Origin of the sequence: Providencia sp. PROV116, from assembly GCF_028482485.1 — a bacterium.
Classification (GTDB): Bacteria; Pseudomonadota; Gammaproteobacteria; order Enterobacterales; family Enterobacteriaceae; genus Providencia; species Providencia rettgeri.
In genome coordinates this window covers 85,341-106,017 of the sequence record NZ_JAMPQO010000024.1, presented here as the reverse complement: position 1 = coordinate 106,017, position 20,677 = coordinate 85,341, and the positions used below count along the sequence as shown (strand labels likewise).

The window sequence follows — 20,677 nt, the reverse complement described above, 5'->3', positions numbered from 1 at the left end:
CTCTTAAAATTCATCTAGTAATCGTTCTTCGAGTTGCTCTGCTTGCTGCTGAAGCTTGTCGAGAAAACGTAGTTTACGTACGGTATCAGCGGCTTTTTCCCACTGCATGGCATCTAGCTCTGTCACCATCAGTGCACTTCGTGCTTGCTGCATTTGCTTGACGCTCTGCATAAATTTAGCCAATAGATCAAGTGCGTCATCACTGTTCTCAATATTGTCTAACTCTTCGCGTAGCTCAAGTTGCTCCATCAAAAATGCCGTATCATGCATGGTATGTTGTTCGTTATTAATATCAAAACCATGCAATGAAAGCATATATTCCGCGCGTTTTAGCGGATGACGGAGGGCTTGATAAGCAGCATTAATGGTTGCTGCTTTTTGTAGTGCTTGCATTTTCTCCTGTTCAGAACAGGTTGCAAAACGGTCAGGATGGTATTGACGCTGTAAGTCTTGAAAACGTAACGTCAGTTGTTCGCTATCGATGGCATAGATGGGAGTCAACCCAAAAAGAGTAAAATAATCCATAAGTGCTCAGTTTCTCGAACCGGTTACCAATACCACTAATAAAATAAAATTAGTAAGATTGGCCAAAAATTAGGCTTAATAAAACGCATTATACGTGAAAACTTTCACCGCATCCGCATTCACTATTGACGTTAGGGTTATTAAATTTAAACCCTTCGTTTAAGCCTTCTTTCACGAAATCCAGCTCAGTACCATCAAGATAAACAATGCTCTTGCCATCGATGATGACTTTCACACCTTTATCTTCAAAAACTGTGTCTTCTTCATTGATTGTATCAGCAAATTCAAGAACATAAGCCATTCCTGAACAACCTGAAGTTCTTACACCTAAACGCAAGCCTTCGCCTTTCCCACGATTTTGTAGAAAGGATTGAATACGCTGCGCAGCACTTTCTGTAAGAGAAATAGACATTGCAAACCTCACTTTAGAAACAAACAAGGCAGATGCTACTCATGAGTCGCATCCGCCTTCAAATTATTTTATACCCACCCTATTTCTAAACTAAGAAACTCAGCGATGTTTAGCCTAGACGCCGTGGGTATTGTGCCAGTTATAGGACGATAACTTGTTGTTATTTATTAATATGGGTTGTCCTATAGACTGATTAAAAACTTATTTGCTTTGGCGTTTGCTTTTGTAATCAGCAATAGCAGCTTTAATTGCATCTTCAGCCAGAATTGAACAGTGAATTTTCACTGGTGGTAATTCTAACTCTTCGGCAATCGCTGTATTTTTGATTGACTCCGCTTCGTCCAAACTTTTGCCTTTCATCCATTCAGTCACGAGTGAACTTGATGCAATTGCTGAACCACAACCATAAGTTTTAAAGCGTGCATCTTCAATAATGCCGTCATCATTTACTTTAATCTGTAATTTCATGACGTCACCACAGGCAGGTGCGCCTACCATACCGCTACCTACGCTTGGGTCGCTGTTGTCAAACGAACCAACGTTGCGTGGGTTTTCATAATGATCGATAACTTTTTCACTGTAAGCCATTTTTAAACTCCTGAAACCGTCTGATTAATGGTGAGACCATTCGATGCTGTTAAGATCTACGCCGTCTTTGAACATTTCCCATAAAGGAGACAGCTCGCGTAAGTGGCCAATTGCGCCATGAATCATTTTGATTGCATAGTCAATTTCTTCTTCTGTCGTGAAACGACCTAAAGAGAAACGGATTGAGCTATGTGCCAGCTCATCATTCATCCCTAAAGCGCGCAGTACATAAGAAGGTTCTAGGCTTGCAGAAGTACATGCAGAACCTGAAGATACAGCCAAATCTTTTAATGACATCATCAGTGATTCACCTTCAACATAGTTGAAGCTGACGTTCAGAATGTGCGGCGCACCGTGTTCTAAATCACCATTGAGGTAAACTTCTTCGATATCTTTAATACCGTTCCACAAACGTAGCCGTAAACCGCGTAAACGCTCAGATTCCGCTGCCATTTCTTCTTTGGCAATGCGGTAAGCTTCGCCCATACCCACGATTTGGTGTACAGGTAATGTTCCAGAACGCATACCACGTTCATGACCACCACCATGCTGTTGCGCTTCAAGGCGAATACGTGGTTTACGGCGAACATACAATGCACCAATCCCCATTGGCCCGTAAAGTTTGTGAGCAGAGAATGACATTAAATCCACTTTTAGCGCATTAAGGTCGATAGGCAATTTGCCCACACTTTGTGTTGCATCAACGTGGAAAATAATTCCTTTGCTACGGCATAATTCACCGATAGCTGCGATATCCTGCACAACCCCAATTTCGTTATTAACATGCATAATAGAAATTAAAATGGTGTCTTCACGAATAGCGTCTTGTAGGTCTTGCATAGCAATTAAACCATTGCTTTGTGGTGACAGATAAGTCACTTCAAAACCTTCACGCTCTAATTGGCGGCAGGTATCTAAAACGGCTTTGTGTTCCGTTTTACAGGTAATAATGTGGTTGCCTTTCTTTTTATAGAAATTAGCAGCGCCTTTAATCGCTAAGTTATCAGACTCAGTTGCGCCTGAGGTAAATACGATTTCACGTGGATCAGCACCCACTAATTCGGCGATTTGATTGCGAGCAATATCCACCGCTTCTTCAGCTTGCCAGCCGAAACGATGAGAACGGGACGCTGGGTTACCAAAGTTCCCATCCATTGTTAAACATTGCATCATTTTTTCAGCCACACGCGGGTCAACCGGTGTTGTTGCTGAATAATCAAGATAAATTGGTAATTTCATTGCTCACTTACTCCAAAGGACAAGCTAACTTGCCTTTAATTTTTAAAGATACAAATGGCGGAAATTAGCTCTTCGTCCAATAACTCACCAAAATGTACCGACTGCAATTTTTTTAATATTTTTAAGCACGTACATTGATAATCGATTCAGGTGTAATCCCATTTGGCATGGTCTTACGCTGTTCGTTATCTTGTCTATCAGCAACAACCATGACTTCTTGGTTTTTAACCAGTTCATCAAGGCTAATGCTGCTAAGGAAACTTGTAATTCTATCGCTTAAATCGCGCCATAATGCGTGAGTTAAGCAGCGATCACCATTTTGGCAACCTTCTTTATTACCCTGACAACGGGTGGCGTCAACAGATTCATCTACCGCAGCGATTACTTCAGCAACAAAGATTTGGTCTGCGTCTCTACCAAGCAAATAACCGCCACCTGGACCGCGCACACTCGAAACTAACTCGTTTTTACGTAAACGAGAGAAAAGTTGCTCAAGATAAGAGAGGGAAATTCCCTGACGTTCAGAAATGTCAGCTAAAGGCACTGGACCTGACTGAGAGTGTAATGCGACATCTAACATCGCAGTTACTGCGTAACGCCCTTTGGAAGTGAGTCTCATAACATATTACTCCATGGTAAATTATGGTCAGATTGTGACATTCCTGAGTAATTTAGTCAACTATTTACCTGACTAATTTACTCAAGTATTATTCACCTGATTTTACCACGGATTTAACCTCACTTTTTCGCCCATTTTTCCATTGACGTTAAGATACCCCGCAGGATATGTAACTCTTGGGTTTCGATATGCGCTCGAGTGAATAAACGGCGTAATTTATTCATAATTAAGCCAGGGTGCGCTTTACGAATAAAACCTGATTCATTCAACACGCTCTCGAGATGGACATAAAAACGTTCAACATCTTCTGACGGTGGGTATTCTACCTCATCATCAGCGGAAATTACCGTATTTTTTTCATCCATTGAAAGATACGCCATGCGTATTTCATAACTCACCAATTGCACTGCCATCGCTAAATTCAAAGAACCGTATTCTGGGTTTGTGGGGATATATAAATGATATTGGCATTTTTGAAGTTCTTCGTTGGTTAAGCCCACTCGCTCACGGCCAAATACGATAGCAACAGGTGATTCTTTGGATTGCTCAACAGATTTAATGCCGCATTCACGTGGTTCAACCATTGGCCAAGATAAGGTGCGAGAACGTGCACTGGTACCGATCACTAACTTACAGCCTTCTAAAGCTTCATCGAGAGTTTTAACTATTGTCGCATTACCAATAACATCACTTGCCCCGGCAGAAAGCGCAATAGAGTGTGAATCAGGTTCAACGAGAGGATTAACGAGGTACAGATTAGAAAGCCCCATGGTTTTCATGGCACGAGCTGTTGAGCCCATATTACCAGTGTGTGAGGTTTCAACAAGAACAATACGGATGTTATCTAACATGATTTATACGTTTAATGAAAAAATTATTGCAATAGCTTAACACAAAATTGCTTATTGTGACGAACATCTATATACTTTGGCACTCAAGTTTTTCGTTCTTTAACATTCCAGTGGAAAAAGCCCATGCATCCGATGCTTAACATCGCCATACGTGCAGCACGTAAGGCCGGTAATCACATAGCTAAAAACTATGAAATGCCTAGCAATATTAAAGTCACTCAGAAAGGCACTAACGATTTCGTTACTAACGTTGACCAAGAATCTGAGCAACTGATTATTGAAATCATCCGCAAATCATATCCTGACCACACTATTATCACTGAGGAAAGTGGTGAATTAATAGGTAAAGATGATGATATTCAATGGGTAATCGATCCACTGGATGGCACTACCAACTTCACAAAACGTCTCCCCCATTTTTCTGTTTCTATCGCTGTGCGCGTTAAAGGCCGTACAGAAGTTGCTGTTGTTTATGACCCAATGCGTAATGAATTATTTAGCGCAGTACGTGGGCAAGGCGCTCAGCTTAACGGTTATCGTATTCGCATCGACGAAAAACGTGACCTTGATGGCGCTATCGTTGCGACAGGCTTCCCTTTCAAACAAAAACAACATGCACCTGTCTATATGAACATCATAACTGCGATGTTTAACAAATGTGCTGATTTTCGTCGTACCGGCTCCGCAGCATTAGATTTATGCTATGTGGCTTCTAGCCGTGTTGATGCTTTTTTTGAAATTGGTTTAAAACCGTGGGACTTCATGGGCGGTGAGCTGATCATGCGTGAAGCTGGCGGTATCATGACTGACTTTATTGGCGGTCATAATTATTTAGCCTCAGGTAACTTAGTTGCTGGTAGCCCACGTGTTGTTAGAGACATACTGTCCGTCATGAAAGATGAGCTATCAGAAGCATTAAAGCGCTAACACATCCTTTCTAGAGACGAACTAAAAACAAAACCCACTTTTATTGTGGGTTTTTTGTTGTTATTTAAAGATAAATTGTTATTTAAAATAAAATAACACCTTTAATTAATTCACGATTATTAATAACATCACTTTCATAAATATCACCAATGGTATTAAAATCAAATTGATGCGTTAGCATCATACTACTAGATAACTTACCTTCTGCCATTAACCTTGCAACTTTATTGAAATCTTCAGGAGTGGCATTTCGGCTTCCCATCATTGTTGTCTCTTTCTTATGAAAATCTGGATCTGGAAACGATAAATTACCTTTAAATAGCCCAACAAATACAATTAAGCCACCATGACGAATTAAATTCACCGCGGTGTTCATTGCGTGTTGATTCCCCGTTGCATCAATAACTTTCTCAGCAAGCATACCTGAAAAATGGTGTTCAATACTTGATAAGTAGTTTTCATCGGCTGGGTCACACGTTTTTAAGCCTAATACTTTTTCAACATGTTGACGACGTGCCTCGCTGGTATCAGCCACTAATACGTTAGCACCATCCGCTTTAGCAATAGCAGCAACACCTAGCCCTATAGGCCCTGCCCCTACAACTAAAACAGTATCTTGAGGTTTAACCTGCGCACGCCTGACGGCATGAGCACTGATTGAAAATGGTTCGATTAAGGCGCCATCAATATCTGTAACTGTATCTTCAATCGCTAATACATTTTTCTCTGGCACATTTAAATATTCACAAAAACCACCATCTTCGTGAACGCCAATAACTGAAATTTTTTCGCAGCAATTTGTTTTTCCTTCCTTACAAGCACCACATTCATAGCAGGCAACATAAGGCATTACAGCAACACGCTGACCGACTTTCCATTGTGTAACGTCAGGTGCAACATCACAAATAGTTCCAGAGATTTCATGTCCTAATACTCGTGGATATTGAAAAAAGGGCTGATTTCCTCCCCAAGCGTGAATATCCGTTCCACATATTCCAACCGCATGTATTTTTATTTTTACATGCCCAACTTGTACTGTAGGTTCAACGACTTGTTGATAGACTAATTTTTTAGGTTCCTGACAAATCAATTGTTTCATATTTTCCTCCGTCAATTCATCTGTCTTTTTTAATTTAAAAAACATAGACTAGATACTTAACAACCGAATTTTGTGATTAAATGTTTTTAAATCGGTTTTAAATCGGTCTTTAAAGAATAAAAATCAGATTAAGGAGTGTTTAAATGGTGAGGAGTAAAAATATACGCTATGGATCAATTAATGAATTTTTAGACGCTATACATAAAAATTTATTAACATCCCCCTTTCCCTCACAATCTTCTTTAGCTGAGATGTTTAATATCAGTCGAACCACAGTGAGACATACCCTCGAATATTTATTAGAAAAGAAAATCATTGAAAAACAAGGGAGTGAATATCATGTTATTCGCTATCCCAATAAAACTGATTTCTTTCCTGTTGAATCAAGTCTTCCTGATCAACAAATCGTCTTATTCGAAAAAGCGTTTTATCAAATGATTAAACGCAAAGAATTGATGCCTGGGGATACTTTTACTGAATTACAACTAGCAAAAAAAAGCCATGTAAGTTCTAGTATTGTTCGGGAGTTCTTAGTGGAGTTTTCTCGTTATGGGTTAATTAAAAACACCCACCGGGGGAACTGGCACATGATGAAATTTTCGCGTGAATATGCAGAAAAGCTTTTTGAGTTCAGGGAATTGCTAGAAACCAATGCTCTGACTCATTTTTTAAATTTACCACCAGATGACCACCGTTGGATTTTAGCGAAAGAGCTATTACTCAAACATAGAACACTACGGGAAACCGTTACTATTAATTACCGCGACTTTTCCCAACTAGATTATGAACTACATAGTCTTATTTTATCAGGTGCCAATAACCCGTTTTTTAATCAGTCTCTTGAAATCATCACTGTGATATTTCACTTTCAATATCAATGGGATGAGTCAGACTTAAAAGAAAGAAATGTACTGGCAATTGAAGAACATATGACCATTTTAAGTGCTTTGATTAGCCGTAATGATATTGTGGCGATGAATGAACTTCGACATCATTTAGATACCGCTAAAAGAACTATGATTAACTCCATACAGCAAACTTATAAATAAATAACATTAAGTTACAAGGTCAATGGATGGTCAACGATGACTTACTCTTTGGCTCGATAATATATACATCAAATAAAACCTGAATTTTTTAGTAAAAAAACAACTTAACCGTGAAATCATTACGTTCCCAAATTACAATAAAAAATAAACAACCTTAATTTTCAATCAATTAGCATGTATAGTTATGATTTAGGTTTGATGAATCAATAAAATACCTGTCTTTAACTAATAAAAAACAGATTAAAAACATCAAAAAGCCATTCATTCCACAAAATTGATGCAATTAATAGTCCATAGAAAAAAATACTTCTAGTCTGAATCAACACCGGATGATTAATACACATAATAACTAGAGGAATGGTCATGGATTACTTAAATAGACAGTCAATGGCTAATAAGCAATACCCAGAGAGAATTTTGCAATTCGGAGAAGGTAATTTTTTACGTGCTTTTATCGACTGGATGGTTGACCAACTGAATGAAAAGACAGATTTCGATAGTGGCATTACGCTTGTCAGGCCAATTGACTCATCACATCCCTCAATTAATCAGCAAAATGGACTTTATACTGCCATCACCAGGGGAATTAATGAACAAAAACAAAGCGTTTCGAATATAAGAATTATTAATTCGGTTAACCGTGAAATACTGATTTATTCTGAATATGATAAGTTTCTAACATGTGCAGAAAATCCCGAATTACAATGGATCTTCTCTAACACGACGGAAGCAGGGATCGTATATAAGCACGACGTACGCTTAGAAGATGCACCAGCAAGTAGTTTCCCTGCGAAACTTACTCAGTTTTTATTTCACCGCTTTCAACATTTTAATGGTGATAATAGCAAAGGGTTGTTCATCATCCCCTGTGAGTTAATTGACTATAATGGCGATAAGTTACAAGAGTTTGTGAATCAACATGCGCAAGACTGGCAACTCCCCGCAGATTTTATTGCTTGGCTAAATAGCAGTAATACGTTTTGTTCTACGTTAGTCGATAGGATCGTTACTGGATACCCGAAAAATGAAATTGAGAAACTGGAAAAAGAATTAGGTTATAAAGACGATTTTCTCGTCACTGCTGAATATTTCTATTTATTTGTCATTCAAGGGCCAAAAATACTAGAGCAGAAGCTAAAACTGAATGAATTACCATTAAATATCAAAGTAGTCGATGACATAAAGCCCTACAAAGAGCGTAAAGTTGCAATCTTAAATGGTGCGCACACCGCGATGGTTCCTGTTGCTTACTTGGCAGGGATCAGAACTGTCCGTGATGTCACTAGCAACCCAATCTTTTTAGCTTTCATTAAAGATTTAATTGATAATGAAGTTATTCCTGTTTTATCTCAAAGCCCTTCGGAGCTCGCGGCTTTTGCCTCCGCAGTTATTGACCGCTTTAATAACCCATATATAGAACATGAATTAATTTCAATATCTCTAAACTCGTTAACTAAATTTAAAACTCGCCTATTACCTCAATTAATCTCTTATGTTAAGCAATACAATAAAATTCCTTATTGCATTTCATTTTCACTTGCTGCACTTATTGTTTTCTATCGAGGAAAACAGGCTGAACAACTCATTCCTTTAAATGATGATGATTATTTACTTGAACGCTTTAAAGCTTGGCATGAACTCTATGACTCAAATGTAAAACAACTTACTGAAAATGTGCTAGCAATGTCTGATTTATGGGGATTAAACCTCAACGAAATACCACAATTACAAGATGATGTGAGCCAAAAAATTACTGAAATTCTGAGTAGCGGTACAGAATCAATGCTACGCAGAAAATACATTGGTTAGAAAAAGAAAATAAATACTTAAAACAATAAATCCCCCTACAGGAGATACCTTTATGAAACTGAGCACATTAAACGGAAAAAAACTTCTTAGCTTAACACTCAGCACAATGCTATTAATGGGCAGCATGACAAATGCCGCATTTGCAGATGCTAAATATAAGTTAAAAGTCGCTTATGAAAATAACCCTGGAGAGCCTTTTGATTTAGCTATTCACGAATGGGCAAAAAAATTCAATGAAAAAACTAATGGTGAAGGTGAATTAATTCCTTATCCAAGCTCACAATTAGGCTCCAAAAAAGATGTCATCGAACAAATGAAGTTAGGTAGCCCACTAATTACCTTAGCAGATGGTGCCTTCTTTTCTGATTATGTACCTGATTACGGCATTATGTTTGGGCCGTATTTAGGACTATCTTATAAAGATATTTTTAAATTAAATGCCTCACCTTGGTATGGTTCCTTAGAACAACAGTTAGATAAAAAAGGCCTTCACGTGGTTTCTAAAGATTGGTTATATGGTTCACGCCATATCTTAGCCAATAAAATGATCCAAACTCCAGATGACCTAAAAGGTTTAAAAATTCGCGTCCCCAATAATAAAATTCAAATTAAAGGTTTAGAGGCAATGGGTGCCACACCAACACCATTACCTTTAGCAGAAGTTTATACTGCACTTAATCTTAAAATTATTGATGGCGCAGAAAACCCAATTCCTGTGCTATATGGGCAAAAACACCATGAAGCGGCCAAATTCTTGATTTTAACGGGTCATGTAGAGAACGTAACCAACCTAGTCATGGGCAGCAAAACCTACGCTAAATTACCTGAAAATATTCAGCAGGCTTTAGTTGAATCAGGAAATGAAGCTGGGCAATTCCTAACAGATTTAGTCTTACAACAAGAAAAAGAAATCATTGAGAAAATGAAAAATGAAGGTGTTACTGTTGTTGAAGTAGACAGAGCGCTCTTCAAAGAAGAATCTAAGCCTTTCTATAATGAATTCCCTGAATGGTCTGCGAATTTATATCAACAAACTCAAGATATTATTAATAAGTAACCCTATTACTTGGCGGTTAATACCGCCAATATTTTTACAATACAAATGGTTAACTATTATTCTCGCAAGGATCTTTTATGTTTAAATTTCTGGGGAAATTAAGTGATATAGTGGCTTCTCTTGCTGTTGCCGCTATTGTCATTATTACCATTCTTGCTGTATTCATGCGTTGGCTTCTTAATGACCCTTTAATGTGGAGTGAGGAAGTTTTAATCATTTGCTACATTTGGTTGGTGATGATTGGCGCAGCATCTGCGGCAGGCAAAAGAATGCATGTCAGTATTGATGCAATTACCTCTTTATTTCCTGAAAAAGTACAATTAGCTATTGCGGTCGTTACTCATATTATGGCCATTATTGCTTTATCAATTTTTGGTTATCTTGGATATGAACTCTCTATTATTGCAGAAGACAAAATAACACCAATTATTGGTGTCTCTTATTATTATATCGACCTTTCTGTACCCATTGGCGCATCCATCATGGTGTTATTTTCTATCCAACATTTACTGGAAGACATGAGTAAATTACTAAAAGGAGATAAACCATGTCAGTAATTATCGCCTGTATCGTATTAATATTCTGCTTTTTAATTAATGTTCCCATTTTTTTAAGTGTACTGATTGCATTACTCACCTACTTTTTCTCTGCGGGTGACATTTCTCCCCTCATTGCGGTACAACGCATTATTGGGGCTGGGGAAAATGTGACGTTACTTGCTATCCCTTTCTTCATTTTGTTAGGTAACCTTTTGAATTACACTGGTATTACTAGACGAATGTTGAAATTTACTGGCACTCTGTCTGGCCACTATCCAGGAGGACTTGCCCAATCTAACGTATTATTAAGTACAATGATGGGTGGGCTTTCTGCATCTAACCTCGCTGACTGTGCAATGCTATCTAAAATGTTAGTGCCAGAAATGACAAAATTAGGTTATGGAAAAAGCTTCTCTGCCGCTGTCACTGCCGCAGGATCATTAATAACACCTATAATTCCACCGGGTATTGCATTAATCATCTATGGATTTGTCGCTGACGTCTCTATTGGTAAGATGTTTATGGCTGCAATCATTCCTGGATTAATGTGCTGCGTTGCTTTAATGGTTGCAATTTATCTGATTGCAAAAAAACGTGGATATAAGCCTGCTAGAGATAAAGCACCTACATTTGCTGAAGTTTACCAAACAGGTAAAGGAGCGATGTCTGCTTTCCTATTAGTTCTCGTCATTATTGGTGGAATTCGCTTTGGTATTTTTACACCAACAGAAGCTGGTGCTATTGCTGTACTTTACGTTATTGTAATTGGTACCTTCTTTTATCGTGAAATGAAGTTAAAAGACATTGCTGCCTCATTTTTAGAAACAGCCCGTTCAACAGCAAGTATCATGCTCATTATTATGACTTGTTCCGCATTAGCATGGGTATTGACGAACGAACAAGTGGCGCAAGATGTTGCCAGAATGATGACCAATTTTTCTGATAACCCGTATGTCTTCTTAATGATTGTCAATGCGGTGTTGTTAATCCTAGGTATGTTTATTGAAGGAAATGCTGCAATTATTGTCCTTGTTCCATTATTAATGCCTACAGTAAAACTATTAGGGATTGACCCTATCCATTTTGGCATTGTCATGATCCTTAATTTGGCCATCGGCTGCTTAACACCGCCAATGGGAACCGTCATGTTTGTAGCCACATCGATTACTGGTGTCCGTATTTCTGACTTTATTCGTGAAGTTATGCCCTTGTTCTTTGCATTAATTATCGTTTTACTCTTAGTCACCTTTATGCCTGTATTTACTACTTTCCTACCAAGCTTATAAGATATCTTTCAATGGCAAATCATTTTCTATGATTTGCCATTTTATTATCAATTTATTTTTTATAAATTAAATTTTATTTAATTTTATGAATTAATATTACTTCAGTTTATTATTAAGTTAATTGATATTTATCCTTGTCACAATAACATACACAACGAGAAATATTCAAAGCGATAAACCAACAATCGCCAACAAATACACCCACCATGAGTTAACTTGAAATAATTTAAAAAATAATATCACATTAAATTCATACATATAAAAAAGACATCAATCTCATTAAATATATTTTTGGTTTTTAATTTGAAAAAAATGCACTTTATATCTAGCATAAAACAATACAGCTAATTTACATTAAGCTGTTAATCAAAGTTATATAACTTTATTTTATTTTTGACCTTATGGGGTTAATTATGTCTAGATATATACTACCTCTGTCTTTACTTTCTTTATCTTTTATATCAGGTTCAGCACTTGCAATAACGAATAGTGCTGGGGGAATTATTTCAATTTCTGGAGCAATAAGCGATACAACTTGTACCATTAATGGCGGAAATAGTGCCGATATGACTGTTGTTCTTGATCCAATAACCGTAACAGATGCAGGAACAACTGCCGCAACGGTTATTTCTAAAAATCAAAAACAATTTTCTTTAACTTTCTCAGATTGCGCACCTGCGAGCAATCCTGTAAGTAATCTGAAATTACACTTTTATTCATCAAGTAACATTTCCCCTTCCGGTTTGTATTTAGTGAATACTTCCGTGAATGAAAATGACGCCTCCGTTGCCAAAAACGTCGGGTTTAGTTTATCTAAAACCAGTACTCCAAACACCGCAATTCCACTCAATGTGGCTTTTGATACTAACCTTACAGGGGCTGATACTGGTGGTACGACAGGAGCTACTCTCAATTTAATTGCCAGTTATTATAAAACTAATGCAACTGCCGCCAAAGTCGGTCTTTTGCAATCAAACGTAATATATACAGTTTCCTATTTATAATTATGACTTAGCCAGGCTTTTATTAGCCTGGCTTTAAATGGATGCTATTATGAAAATTCTAGTTTTATTACTCACTATTTTATTTTCGAGCGCAACACTTTCTAATGTTATTATTACTGGCACTCGAATTATATATCCTGCTGACGCTGATAGTATTGCTGTACAATTAACCAATAACAGTAAAACATCGTCTCTTGTTCAGTCATGGATTGATAACGGTGATGAAAATTCCACGCCTGAGAATTCTGAAGCGCCTTTTTATTTATCCCCTCCTATTGTTAAAATTGAAGGTTTACAAGGTCAGCAACTAAAAATTAAAAAAATACCCGGAAAACTTCCTGAAAATGTTGAAAGCGTATTTTTCTTAAATGTTTTAGATATTCCTAAAACGCCAGAGTCTGCTAAAGGCAAAAATGCAATTCAGCTAGCCACACGTTCACGAATTAAAATTTTTTATCGTCCTATTGGGCTAACTGAATCTCCCGATGAGGTTATTAATAATGCAAGCTATCAAATTAAAAATAATAAAATATTAGTTAAAAATAATTCACAATACCATTTAACTATTGCAGCTATCGCACCATCTAACGATAAAAATAACTCATTAACTGATTCTGCCATGATTGCCCCTATGTCTGAAAAAGAATTACCTATTAAAGGAATAATGAAAAACCACGATCTTATTTTAATGTATGTGGATGACTATGGTGTTTTCAAATCTAAAAATATTAAACTTTAATAGAAGAAATCATCGTGAAAAAAGAAAATTATCTCTATCTCCTAATCTTAATAGGACTACAAAGTTATCAAAAGAACTCAATAGCGGACGAGTTTGAAACTTCCCTATTGGTAGGTAAATCTGCACAAGGAGATATTTCACGATTCTATACTGACAATAACATTCCATCAGGTAAACAATTAGCCGACCTTTATGTCAATAATAATTGGAAAGGTCAGTTTGAAATTGATATCAATAATGATGGCAAACTGATTAGCCTTGCTGCTGATGATGTACAGAAATTAAACCTAAATTTATCTGCTGAGGTGATTGAGCAAACCGAACAACAGCCATTTGTTCCTATTGATGATTTAGTAGCCAATATAAAGTATAAATTCAATATCAACAACCTACGACTCAATATTACAGTTCCTCAAGTCGCTCTGAAAAAACTCGAAGCTAACTATGTTGACCCTAGCCTATGGAATTATGGCGAGCCTGCAATTATTTTTTCTTATAATACAAATTATTATAGCTATAAAGAGAAGAAAAACTCAAAAACCAGCAGTGACAATTTTTATGCAACCTTAAATTCAGGTGTTAATTTGGGCGCCTGGCAATTTAGAGATGAATCCAGCTATCGACATAGCTCTCATGGTAGCCAAAAATGGAAAAACAATACCCGTTATATTTATCGCCCCCTTAGTGCAATCAAATCCGGGTTGAAATTAGGTGATTTTTATACACCTGCAGCCCTATTTAATAGTATTCGAGTTCGAGGCATTGCATTGGCAACAGAAGCCAATATGTTGCCAAATTCAAGTCAAAATTTTGTCCCCATTATACGCGGTGTCGCTCAAACAAATGCCTTAGTCAGCGTATACCAAAATAACAATCTGGTTTATCAAGAAAACGTTCCCCCTGGTGAGTTCGCATTTAATGACCTTCAGCCTAGTGCTGGTGGTGGTGACTTATTCGTCGTTGTCCAAGAAGCTGATGGAAGGCAAGAAACCTTTACTGTGCCCTATTCTGCTGTACCTGATATGCTCAAACAAGGCGTTTACAATTACAGCCTCATTGCTGGGCAAACAAAAATCGACAATACCCATTATCAACCCAAATTTACTCAAGGTGAGTTTCACTATGGTTTAAATAATTTAGTGACACTTTATGCAGGAATGTTATTTAGCGAAAAATACTATTCCGGCGTTATTGGGAGTGGTTGGAATTTTAGTTTTGGGGCCATTTCAGCTGATATTACGCAAGCAAATACTAAATTAGATTCAGGCGATCATAGTGGTCAAAGCTACCGCTTGACTTATAACAAATATATTAACGCAACGTCGACCAATTTAACCTTGGCGTCATATCGTTATTCGACTAGTGGTTACTATAGTTTTATTGATGCCATTTATTCTCAAGATAATTATCGCGCTTGGAAAGCTTATCAAGACCAGCTATCAGAAAAACTCGGCAATAATATTCCACCTGAACTTTCACTCACTAATTATGACGCCTTACGCGGTTCACGTGCTAAAAACACATTTACATTGAATTTAAACCAACAACTAGCTGATGGTTATGGTTCGGTATTCATCTCGGGGACACATCGTGATTATTGGAATACAAACGGTAATAGCCGTGAATATCAAGCTGGCTATGCCAACAACTATAACGATATTTCCTATAGTGTATCTGTGTCACGTGTTCGTAATTACGACAGTGAAGAAGAAACGCGTATCTATGCCAATTTTAGTGTTCCTTTTTCTTTATTTGAAAAACGCGCCAATATTAGCATGGGAAGTTATTACACTGACTCTCGTTACCAACAAACTACGCTAAGTGTTAGTGGTATTGCAGGTAAAAATGACCAAGTCAATTATACGCTAACTGCAACGAACCAAAGTGGTGGGAATAACTTAGTTGGTGGCAACGCCAGCTATCAGCTCCCCTCTAGCACGCTTTCAGGATCTTACACAGAGGCCAATAATTACCGCCAAACTGGTTTAGGCGCCAAAGGAACTCTGGTTGCTATCCCTGGGCATATTGTTTTTTCAGGGGAAACAGGACAAACCTATACCATCATTGATGCTCCAATGGCCAGTAACATGATGGTCAACGCCGATAAAACTACCTTAACCAACCAACAAGGTGTCGTTTTAGTTGCTAATTCCACACCGTATAGAACCAATACATATACCTTGACGGATACAGAAAAAACCGCAGGTGCAGAGGTACTCGGTAATATGGCAAATGTGAGTCCATATCAAGGAGCGGTGAATTACATCAAACTCGACACCGACACTCGACAAACTTATATCATCCGTGGCGTTCTTGCTAATGGCGATAGCTTACCTTTTGGTACAGAAATTACAGATGCTAAACAGCAAAGTGTTGGTTATGTCGGTCAATCTGGCGTGATGTATATCAAAAGCGAGCAATTACCAATGGTATTGCATATAAAGCTTAAAGGGAAAAAGACATGTGTTATTGAGCCACTACTCAATACGATGGATAAGAATAAAAACCTCTGTCGATAAAGGAAAACATGATGAAAAAAATTACTTTAGCACTGATGCTTTCCAGTATATTGGCTTATAGCCAGTATTCCTCAGCACATTGTAGACAAACATCTACAGTGACGGCTCCCGCTCTTGCTTTTGATTTATCGACAGAACTTACCAGTACATCGACTCAAGTTAGTAAAAATAGCAGAACCATCTACCCTGGAACTTTTACCTGTACTGCGAGAGGATTGCTTTTTCCTAACTCTATCGGTATAGCATCCCCTTTCCAAGGCAGAACCGCTACTATTGGTTTTAATGGTGGAAAGCAATTTGTCTCAATTACAGTCACTGCATTAGAAAAAGATAGGGTTGTCGGCCTTACGGAAGGTATACATCAAGGTAGTGAGCTCGATACAAATTTTACCGTTCAATTTAATTTGCTCACAGCCAAACCCGGAACCAACTATGTCGAAGTATCAGGAAGTACCGCCACAGTTACCCCTATTGTACTCGCCTCTGATGCATCCAGCTTGGGAATTCTACAGTGGTTATTAGATATTGTAGTCAAATTAGTCACTTTTCTGTTAACGCTACAATGGCCAACCAGTGCCGATGACATCTACTTACAACCAATTACCTTAACTTATAATCCCATTCTCACTACCTGTAATTTCATTAACCAAGGTTTAGTCGTTGCACTACCCCCAGTAAGTATCAATGCGGTGAAAACTGTAACTAGAGCAGGCTACACGCCATTTACGCTTAATTTTACCTGCCAAGACTTTTTAGCAGGCGGTAATGCTTCTCGTGATGTATCTATTTTTTTATCCAGTAGTAATTTACTCTCAAATGATAAAACAACCTTGAATAATACCATTAGCCAAGGTGCTAAAGGCGTTGGTTTCCGATTAGTTAGCGCAAGCAATCTCAATACACCGTTAGTACTTTCGGATAGCGTAGCAGCTAAAAATGGCGCGACAAATATTTTTACTGTCCTTAAAGGAAATCCGATTTCCCCTTCTTTTTCAGTAAACTTAGGTGCTTATTACCATGCATACAACCCAAGTAGTGTCACTCAAGGACAAGTCTCAAGTACTGCAACCGTAGTAATGTCATACAATTAGAAAGGAAAATATTATGGACGGAATAATTAAAATCACAGGGTTCGCTACGTTACTATTTTTTAGCGTCCAAGCATGTGCGAGCCTTGTTTTACAAGGAACACGAATTATTTTTCCTAGCGATAAAAAGGCCGTCGGGATTCAACTGACTAATTACAGTGAACAAGCCACATTGACTCAAAGTTGGGTGGATGAAGGTAACCTCGATTCAACACCAGAAACAACGAACGCGCCATTTATTGTGCCCCCCCCCGTCACTAAAATCGCGGCAAATGACGGGGTTCAATTACAAATACGTTTTATTGGCGACAAGCTCCCTACGAATAAAGAGTCTGTATTTTATTTAAATGTATTAGACATTGCGCCAAAGCCAAAACAAATAAATAGTGCAAATATGCTGCAGTTTGCCATTCAAACACGGATTAAAGTTTTTTATCGCCCTACAACCCTCACGGAAAAGCCAGACAATACCATCAAAAACATTCAATTTCATTTAGCTAAAGACGGTATTATCGTCAACAACCCGACTCCTTATTTTTTAAATATTGCGAATATTTATCTGGCTAATAACGAAAGCCGTTCTATTGCAAAAAGTTCGATGGTTGCGCCATTTTCATCACAAACTTTCTCTTCAACCGCAGACATTAATCACGGAGAAAATATAACAATGATTTATATTGACGATACAGGGAAACAAATTCAGTACCAAACCAAGCTATAAAAATAGGTTTAACCCCTTTTATAGCTTGGTTGATAAATACTAGGATTGAGCTACAACTTTAGGGCGGATAAACACAGCAGGAACAGCAAGAAGCGCCATTAAATAGAAAACTACACCATGATGAGCAGGCACTCGCTCATAAATATACCCCACAATAATAGTCAGGACGGCTAACCCACCACCAGTTGCGAGGGCAGAGTAAACACCTTGTAATGGGATAATTTCATTTTCTTTTCTTGCGCTGATAAAGCGCATTGCCGCTAGATGACAAATCGTAAAAGTCCCACTGTGAAGAATTTGCACTACAATTAACACAGGTAATGCAGTAAACGCCCCCATCAACCCCCAACGGATAATTCCACAAAATGCGGATAGCAGCAGTAAATTACGCGCACTCCAACGCCGGAATAAACGGTGACTTAACATAAATACAATGACTTCAGCGACCACACCCAGTGACCATAAATTACCGATCACTAAATCTGAATAACCGGCTTCTTTCCAAAATAGGGAAGCAAAACCATAATAAGCCGCATGAGCCCCTTGTAATAAGGTCACACAAATTAAAAACCTAACGACGTTTTTATCGGCAATCAACTGTTTAAAAGTGACTTTATTGCCACCTTCAATTTTCGCTGCTCCCATTGGCATAATTGCCGGTTTCAGCATTGCGCCTAGTAATAATGCTAAACAGCTTACTATCAACGCCACCATGATGGCTTTATTACCCCAAACACCTGCTAAATATCCCATCAATGAGGAGCCAATAATAAATGCTATCGAACCCCAGACGCGAATTTTGCCGTAGTCAAAGGTAAATTGTTTCTGCCATGTCCCCGCTAGTGAATCTCCCAGCGGAACCATTGGTGCAAAAAATAAGTTAAAGCCTATCATTACAAATAGCAGCCATGCCCAATGAGAACCCAAAGCAAAACCAACAGAGAAAATGAGTGAAAGCCCTGCAAGTAAACGTAGTGCAGTAATTAGTTTCGAGGGCTCTTTAACTAAAGGAGTAATGAACATCGCGCCAAGGAAACGAGCTGCTAACCCTACCCCTAACAAAACACCAATCATTTCTGCATCAATTCCCTCACCTTGTAGCCAAACTGACCAAAATGGTAAGAAAATACTGTAGGCAAAAAAATAGGTAAAATAATCAATGGCTAGCCAACGCGTTGATGGAATGACCATCATCCCTCCGTTTTTTCAATGCAAAAAACCCGCTCATACATGCATGTAGAAGCGGGTTTTAATCACGAATTGTCGTTTAAATTATGCGTAAACTGGGTATTTCTTGCAAATTGCTAATACTTTTTGTTTTACGCTCTCAATGGTCGCTTCGTCATTGAGGTTGTCTAGGATATCACACATCCAGCCCGCTAGCTCACTCGCTTCTGCTTCTTTAAAGCCGCGGCGTGTAATTGCAGGAGAACCGATACGTACACCAGACGTTACGAATGGGCTCTTAGGGTCGTTAGGTACACTGTTTTTGTTAACCGTGATATTTGCACGGCCTAGTGCAGCATCTGCATCTTTACCTGTGATGTCTTTGTCTACTAAATCCACTAAGAACAAATGGTTTTCCGTTCCACCAGATACGACTTTATAGCCACGTTTTTGGAAAACGTCGACCATTGCTTTGGCATTTTTAGCCACTTGTTGTTGGTAAACTTTGAATTCTGGTTCCATCGCTTCTTTCAGAGCAACCGCTTTACCTGCAATCACATGCATTAAAGGGCCACCTTGAGAACCTGGGAATACAGCTGAGTTGATTTTTTTGTATAACTCTTCGTCACCACCTTTAGCTAAAATTAATCCACCACGTGGACCTGCTAAAGTTTTATGTGTTGTTGTCGTCACAACATGTGCATGAGGCACTGGGTTTGGATAAACACCAGCAGCAATCAAACCTGCTACGTGAGCCATATCCACGAACAAATAAGCACCAATGCCATCTGCGATTTCACGCATTTTTGCCCAATCAACCACACCTGAATACGCAGAAAAACCACCGATAATCATTTTTGGTTTATGTTTTTCAGCTTGCGCTTTGATATCATCGTAGTCAATTTTACCGCTTTCATCGATGCCATAAGGCACGATGTTGTACAGTTTACCTGAGAAGTTAACTGGTGAACCGTGAGTTAAGTGACCACCATGTGCCAGATTCATCCCCAGAACAGTATCACCTGGCTGTAATAACGCCATGTAAACAGCAGCGTTAGCTTGTGAACCTGAGTGTGGTTGCACATTCGCATAGTCAGCACCAAATAGTTCTTTCGCACGGTCAATCGCTAATTGTTCTACCACATCAACATACTCACAACCGCCATAGTAGCGTTTGCCTGGGTAGCCTTCTGCATATTTATTGGTTAGCTGAGAACCTTGAGCCTGCATGACTCGTGGACTGGTATAGTTTTCAGAAGCAATTAATTCAATGTGTTCTTCTTGACGTTGTACTTCTTGCTCCATTGCTTCCCATAATTTTGGATCGTAGTCAGCAATATTCATTTCACGCTTTAACATTCGCTTCTCCTGCCTCAGCAATTCAATAGGTTGAAAATCGATTCATCGCAATGACACACAGTGTAAACTCTTTTTCTCTC

General features: G+C 38.3%; 20 protein-coding genes. 11 read left to right on the top strand and 9 right to left on the bottom strand.

Annotated elements, in window-relative coordinates:
- Positions 1-3 precede the first annotated feature (3 nt).
- The 6 genes from hscB to trmJ all read right to left on the bottom strand — a co-directional run bounded on the left by hscB (position 4) and on the right by trmJ (position 4,234).
- Positions 4-525: a co-chaperone HscB gene (hscB, locus tag PSE72_RS16745; RefSeq protein ID WP_004912668.1), complete on the bottom strand. Its 522-nt coding sequence runs from the start codon at positions 523-525 to the stop codon at positions 4-6.
- 88 nt (positions 526-613) lie between these two features.
- On the bottom strand, positions 614-937 hold the full coding sequence (gene iscA / locus PSE72_RS16740; RefSeq protein ID WP_004912669.1) for an iron-sulfur cluster assembly protein IscA: 324 nt from the start codon (positions 935-937) through the stop codon (positions 614-616).
- Positions 938-1,138: 201 nt separating this feature from the next.
- Positions 1,139-1,525: a Fe-S cluster assembly scaffold IscU gene (gene iscU / locus PSE72_RS16735; protein ID WP_004264914.1), complete on the bottom strand. Its 387-nt coding sequence runs from the start codon at positions 1,523-1,525 to the stop codon at positions 1,139-1,141.
- Positions 1,526-1,549: 24 nt separating this feature from the next.
- On the bottom strand, positions 1,550-2,764 hold the full coding sequence (locus PSE72_RS16730; RefSeq protein ID WP_115166972.1) for an IscS subfamily cysteine desulfurase: 1,215 nt from the start codon (positions 2,762-2,764) through the stop codon (positions 1,550-1,552).
- Positions 2,765-2,885: 121 nt separating this feature from the next.
- Complete coding sequence (gene iscR, locus PSE72_RS16725; protein ID WP_004264917.1) at positions 2,886-3,383, bottom strand: Fe-S cluster assembly transcriptional regulator IscR; 498 nt, start codon at positions 3,381-3,383, stop codon at positions 2,886-2,888.
- Positions 3,384-3,502: 119 nt separating this feature from the next.
- Positions 3,503-4,234, bottom strand: coding sequence for a tRNA (cytosine(32)/uridine(32)-2'-O)-methyltransferase TrmJ (trmJ, locus tag PSE72_RS16720; RefSeq protein WP_004912680.1), 732 nt, complete (start codon positions 4,232-4,234; stop codon positions 3,503-3,505).
- A gap of 123 nt (positions 4,235-4,357) precedes the next feature.
- Here trmJ and suhB point away from each other — a divergent pair, with 123 nt between their 5' ends.
- Positions 4,358-5,161 carry an inositol-1-monophosphatase gene (suhB, locus tag PSE72_RS16715; RefSeq protein ID WP_004912683.1) on the top strand — a complete coding sequence of 268 codons (804 nt, stop codon included), beginning with the start codon at positions 4,358-4,360 and terminating at the stop codon, positions 5,159-5,161.
- A gap of 82 nt (positions 5,162-5,243) precedes the next feature.
- On the opposite strand, the gene PSE72_RS16710 is transcribed toward suhB, so the two are convergent.
- On the bottom strand, positions 5,244-6,260 hold the full coding sequence (locus PSE72_RS16710) for a zinc-binding alcohol dehydrogenase family protein (protein ID WP_115168267.1): 1,017 nt from the start codon (positions 6,258-6,260) through the stop codon (positions 5,244-5,246).
- Positions 6,261-6,403: 143 nt separating this feature from the next.
- On the opposite strand from PSE72_RS16710, the gene PSE72_RS16705 reads away from it, so the two are divergent.
- From PSE72_RS16705 to PSE72_RS16660, 10 genes are all read left to right on the top strand, one after another.
- Positions 6,404-7,309 (top strand): GntR family transcriptional regulator, encoded by a 906-nt coding sequence (locus PSE72_RS16705; protein ID WP_198641516.1) that lies wholly within the window; start codon positions 6,404-6,406, stop codon positions 7,307-7,309.
- Between the two features lie 363 nt (positions 7,310-7,672).
- Positions 7,673-9,118 carry a tagaturonate reductase gene (locus PSE72_RS16700; RefSeq protein ID WP_198641515.1) on the top strand — a complete coding sequence of 482 codons (1,446 nt, stop codon included), beginning with the start codon at positions 7,673-7,675 and terminating at the stop codon, positions 9,116-9,118.
- A 52-nt stretch (positions 9,119-9,170) separates the two neighbouring features.
- The gene (locus PSE72_RS16695) at positions 9,171-10,175 is read left to right on the top strand and encodes a C4-dicarboxylate TRAP transporter substrate-binding protein (RefSeq protein ID WP_272691030.1); all 1,005 of its coding nucleotides are present in this window, start codon (positions 9,171-9,173) and stop codon (positions 10,173-10,175) included.
- A 77-nt stretch (positions 10,176-10,252) separates the two neighbouring features.
- Positions 10,253-10,732 carry a TRAP transporter small permease gene (locus tag PSE72_RS16690; RefSeq protein WP_004912692.1) on the top strand — a complete coding sequence of 160 codons (480 nt, stop codon included), beginning with the start codon at positions 10,253-10,255 and terminating at the stop codon, positions 10,730-10,732.
- Entirely contained in the window at positions 10,723-12,000 is a 1,278-nt protein-coding gene (locus PSE72_RS16685) for a TRAP transporter large permease (RefSeq protein WP_109911474.1), read from the top strand. Before PSE72_RS16690 ends, PSE72_RS16685 begins: the two co-directional genes overlap by 10 nt.
- Positions 12,001-12,413: 413 nt before the next feature.
- On the top strand, positions 12,414-13,004 hold the full coding sequence (locus PSE72_RS16680; RefSeq protein ID WP_115166968.1) for a fimbrial protein: 591 nt from the start codon (positions 12,414-12,416) through the stop codon (positions 13,002-13,004).
- 49 nt (positions 13,005-13,053) lie between these two features.
- Positions 13,054-13,743, top strand: coding sequence for a fimbrial biogenesis chaperone (locus tag PSE72_RS16675; RefSeq protein WP_115166967.1), 690 nt, complete (start codon positions 13,054-13,056; stop codon positions 13,741-13,743).
- A 14-nt stretch (positions 13,744-13,757) separates the two neighbouring features.
- The gene (locus tag PSE72_RS16670; RefSeq protein WP_115166966.1) at positions 13,758-16,262 is read left to right on the top strand and encodes a fimbria/pilus outer membrane usher protein; all 2,505 of its coding nucleotides are present in this window, start codon (positions 13,758-13,760) and stop codon (positions 16,260-16,262) included.
- A gap of 11 nt (positions 16,263-16,273) precedes the next feature.
- A complete protein-coding gene (locus tag PSE72_RS16665) occupies positions 16,274-17,353 on the top strand; it encodes a fimbrial protein (protein WP_004912706.1) in 1,080 nt (359 codons plus the stop codon).
- Positions 17,354-17,366: 13 nt separating this feature from the next.
- Positions 17,367-18,071, top strand: coding sequence for a fimbrial biogenesis chaperone (locus PSE72_RS16660; protein WP_213942768.1), 705 nt, complete (start codon positions 17,367-17,369; stop codon positions 18,069-18,071).
- A 39-nt stretch (positions 18,072-18,110) separates the two neighbouring features.
- On the opposite strand, the gene PSE72_RS16655 is transcribed toward PSE72_RS16660, so the two are convergent.
- Together PSE72_RS16655 and glyA are read right to left on the bottom strand one after the other, a co-directional pair.
- Positions 18,111-19,262, bottom strand: coding sequence for a 3-phenylpropionate MFS transporter (locus PSE72_RS16655; RefSeq protein WP_115166964.1), 1,152 nt, complete (start codon positions 19,260-19,262; stop codon positions 18,111-18,113).
- An 81-nt stretch (positions 19,263-19,343) separates the two neighbouring features.
- Complete coding sequence (glyA, locus tag PSE72_RS16650; RefSeq protein ID WP_004912718.1) at positions 19,344-20,597, bottom strand: serine hydroxymethyltransferase; 1,254 nt, start codon at positions 20,595-20,597, stop codon at positions 19,344-19,346.
- Positions 20,598-20,677 lie beyond the last annotated feature (80 nt).

What these genes read in the sequence shown, in the direction of transcription:
- hscB (WP_004912668.1), bottom strand. Translation starts at nt 525, where the DNA reads ATGGATTATTTTACTCTTTTTGGGTTGACTCCCATCTATGCCATCGAT.
- iscA (WP_004912669.1), bottom strand. Translation starts at nt 937, where the DNA reads ATGTCTATTTCTCTTACAGAAAGTGCTGCGCAGCGTATTCAATCCTTT.
- iscU (WP_004264914.1), bottom strand. Translation starts at nt 1,525, where the DNA reads ATGGCTTACAGTGAAAAAGTTATCGATCATTATGAAAACCCACGCAAC.
- PSE72_RS16730 (WP_115166972.1), bottom strand. Translation starts at nt 2,764, where the DNA reads ATGAAATTACCAATTTATCTTGATTATTCAGCAACAACACCGGTTGAC.
- iscR (WP_004264917.1), bottom strand. Translation starts at nt 3,383, where the DNA reads ATGAGACTCACTTCCAAAGGGCGTTACGCAGTAACTGCGATGTTAGAT.
- trmJ (WP_004912680.1), bottom strand. Translation starts at nt 4,234, where the DNA reads ATGTTAGATAACATCCGTATTGTTCTTGTTGAAACCTCACACACTGGT.
- suhB (WP_004912683.1), top strand. Translation starts at nt 4,358, where the DNA reads ATGCATCCGATGCTTAACATCGCCATACGTGCAGCACGTAAGGCCGGT.
- PSE72_RS16710 (WP_115168267.1), bottom strand. Translation starts at nt 6,260, where the DNA reads ATGAAACAATTGATTTGTCAGGAACCTAAAAAATTAGTCTATCAACAA.
- PSE72_RS16705 (WP_198641516.1), top strand. Translation starts at nt 6,404, where the DNA reads ATGGTGAGGAGTAAAAATATACGCTATGGATCAATTAATGAATTTTTA.
- PSE72_RS16700 (WP_198641515.1), top strand. Translation starts at nt 7,673, where the DNA reads ATGGATTACTTAAATAGACAGTCAATGGCTAATAAGCAATACCCAGAG.
- PSE72_RS16695 (WP_272691030.1), top strand. Translation starts at nt 9,171, where the DNA reads ATGAAACTGAGCACATTAAACGGAAAAAAACTTCTTAGCTTAACACTC.
- PSE72_RS16690 (WP_004912692.1), top strand. Translation starts at nt 10,253, where the DNA reads ATGTTTAAATTTCTGGGGAAATTAAGTGATATAGTGGCTTCTCTTGCT.
- PSE72_RS16685 (WP_109911474.1), top strand. Translation starts at nt 10,723, where the DNA reads ATGTCAGTAATTATCGCCTGTATCGTATTAATATTCTGCTTTTTAATT.
- PSE72_RS16680 (WP_115166968.1), top strand. Translation starts at nt 12,414, where the DNA reads ATGTCTAGATATATACTACCTCTGTCTTTACTTTCTTTATCTTTTATA.
- PSE72_RS16675 (WP_115166967.1), top strand. Translation starts at nt 13,054, where the DNA reads ATGAAAATTCTAGTTTTATTACTCACTATTTTATTTTCGAGCGCAACA.
- PSE72_RS16665 (WP_004912706.1), top strand. Translation starts at nt 16,274, where the DNA reads ATGAAAAAAATTACTTTAGCACTGATGCTTTCCAGTATATTGGCTTAT.
- PSE72_RS16660 (WP_213942768.1), top strand. Translation starts at nt 17,367, where the DNA reads ATGGACGGAATAATTAAAATCACAGGGTTCGCTACGTTACTATTTTTT.
- PSE72_RS16655 (WP_115166964.1), bottom strand. Translation starts at nt 19,262, where the DNA reads ATGGTCATTCCATCAACGCGTTGGCTAGCCATTGATTATTTTACCTAT.
- glyA (WP_004912718.1), bottom strand. Translation starts at nt 20,597, where the DNA reads ATGTTAAAGCGTGAAATGAATATTGCTGACTACGATCCAAAATTATGG.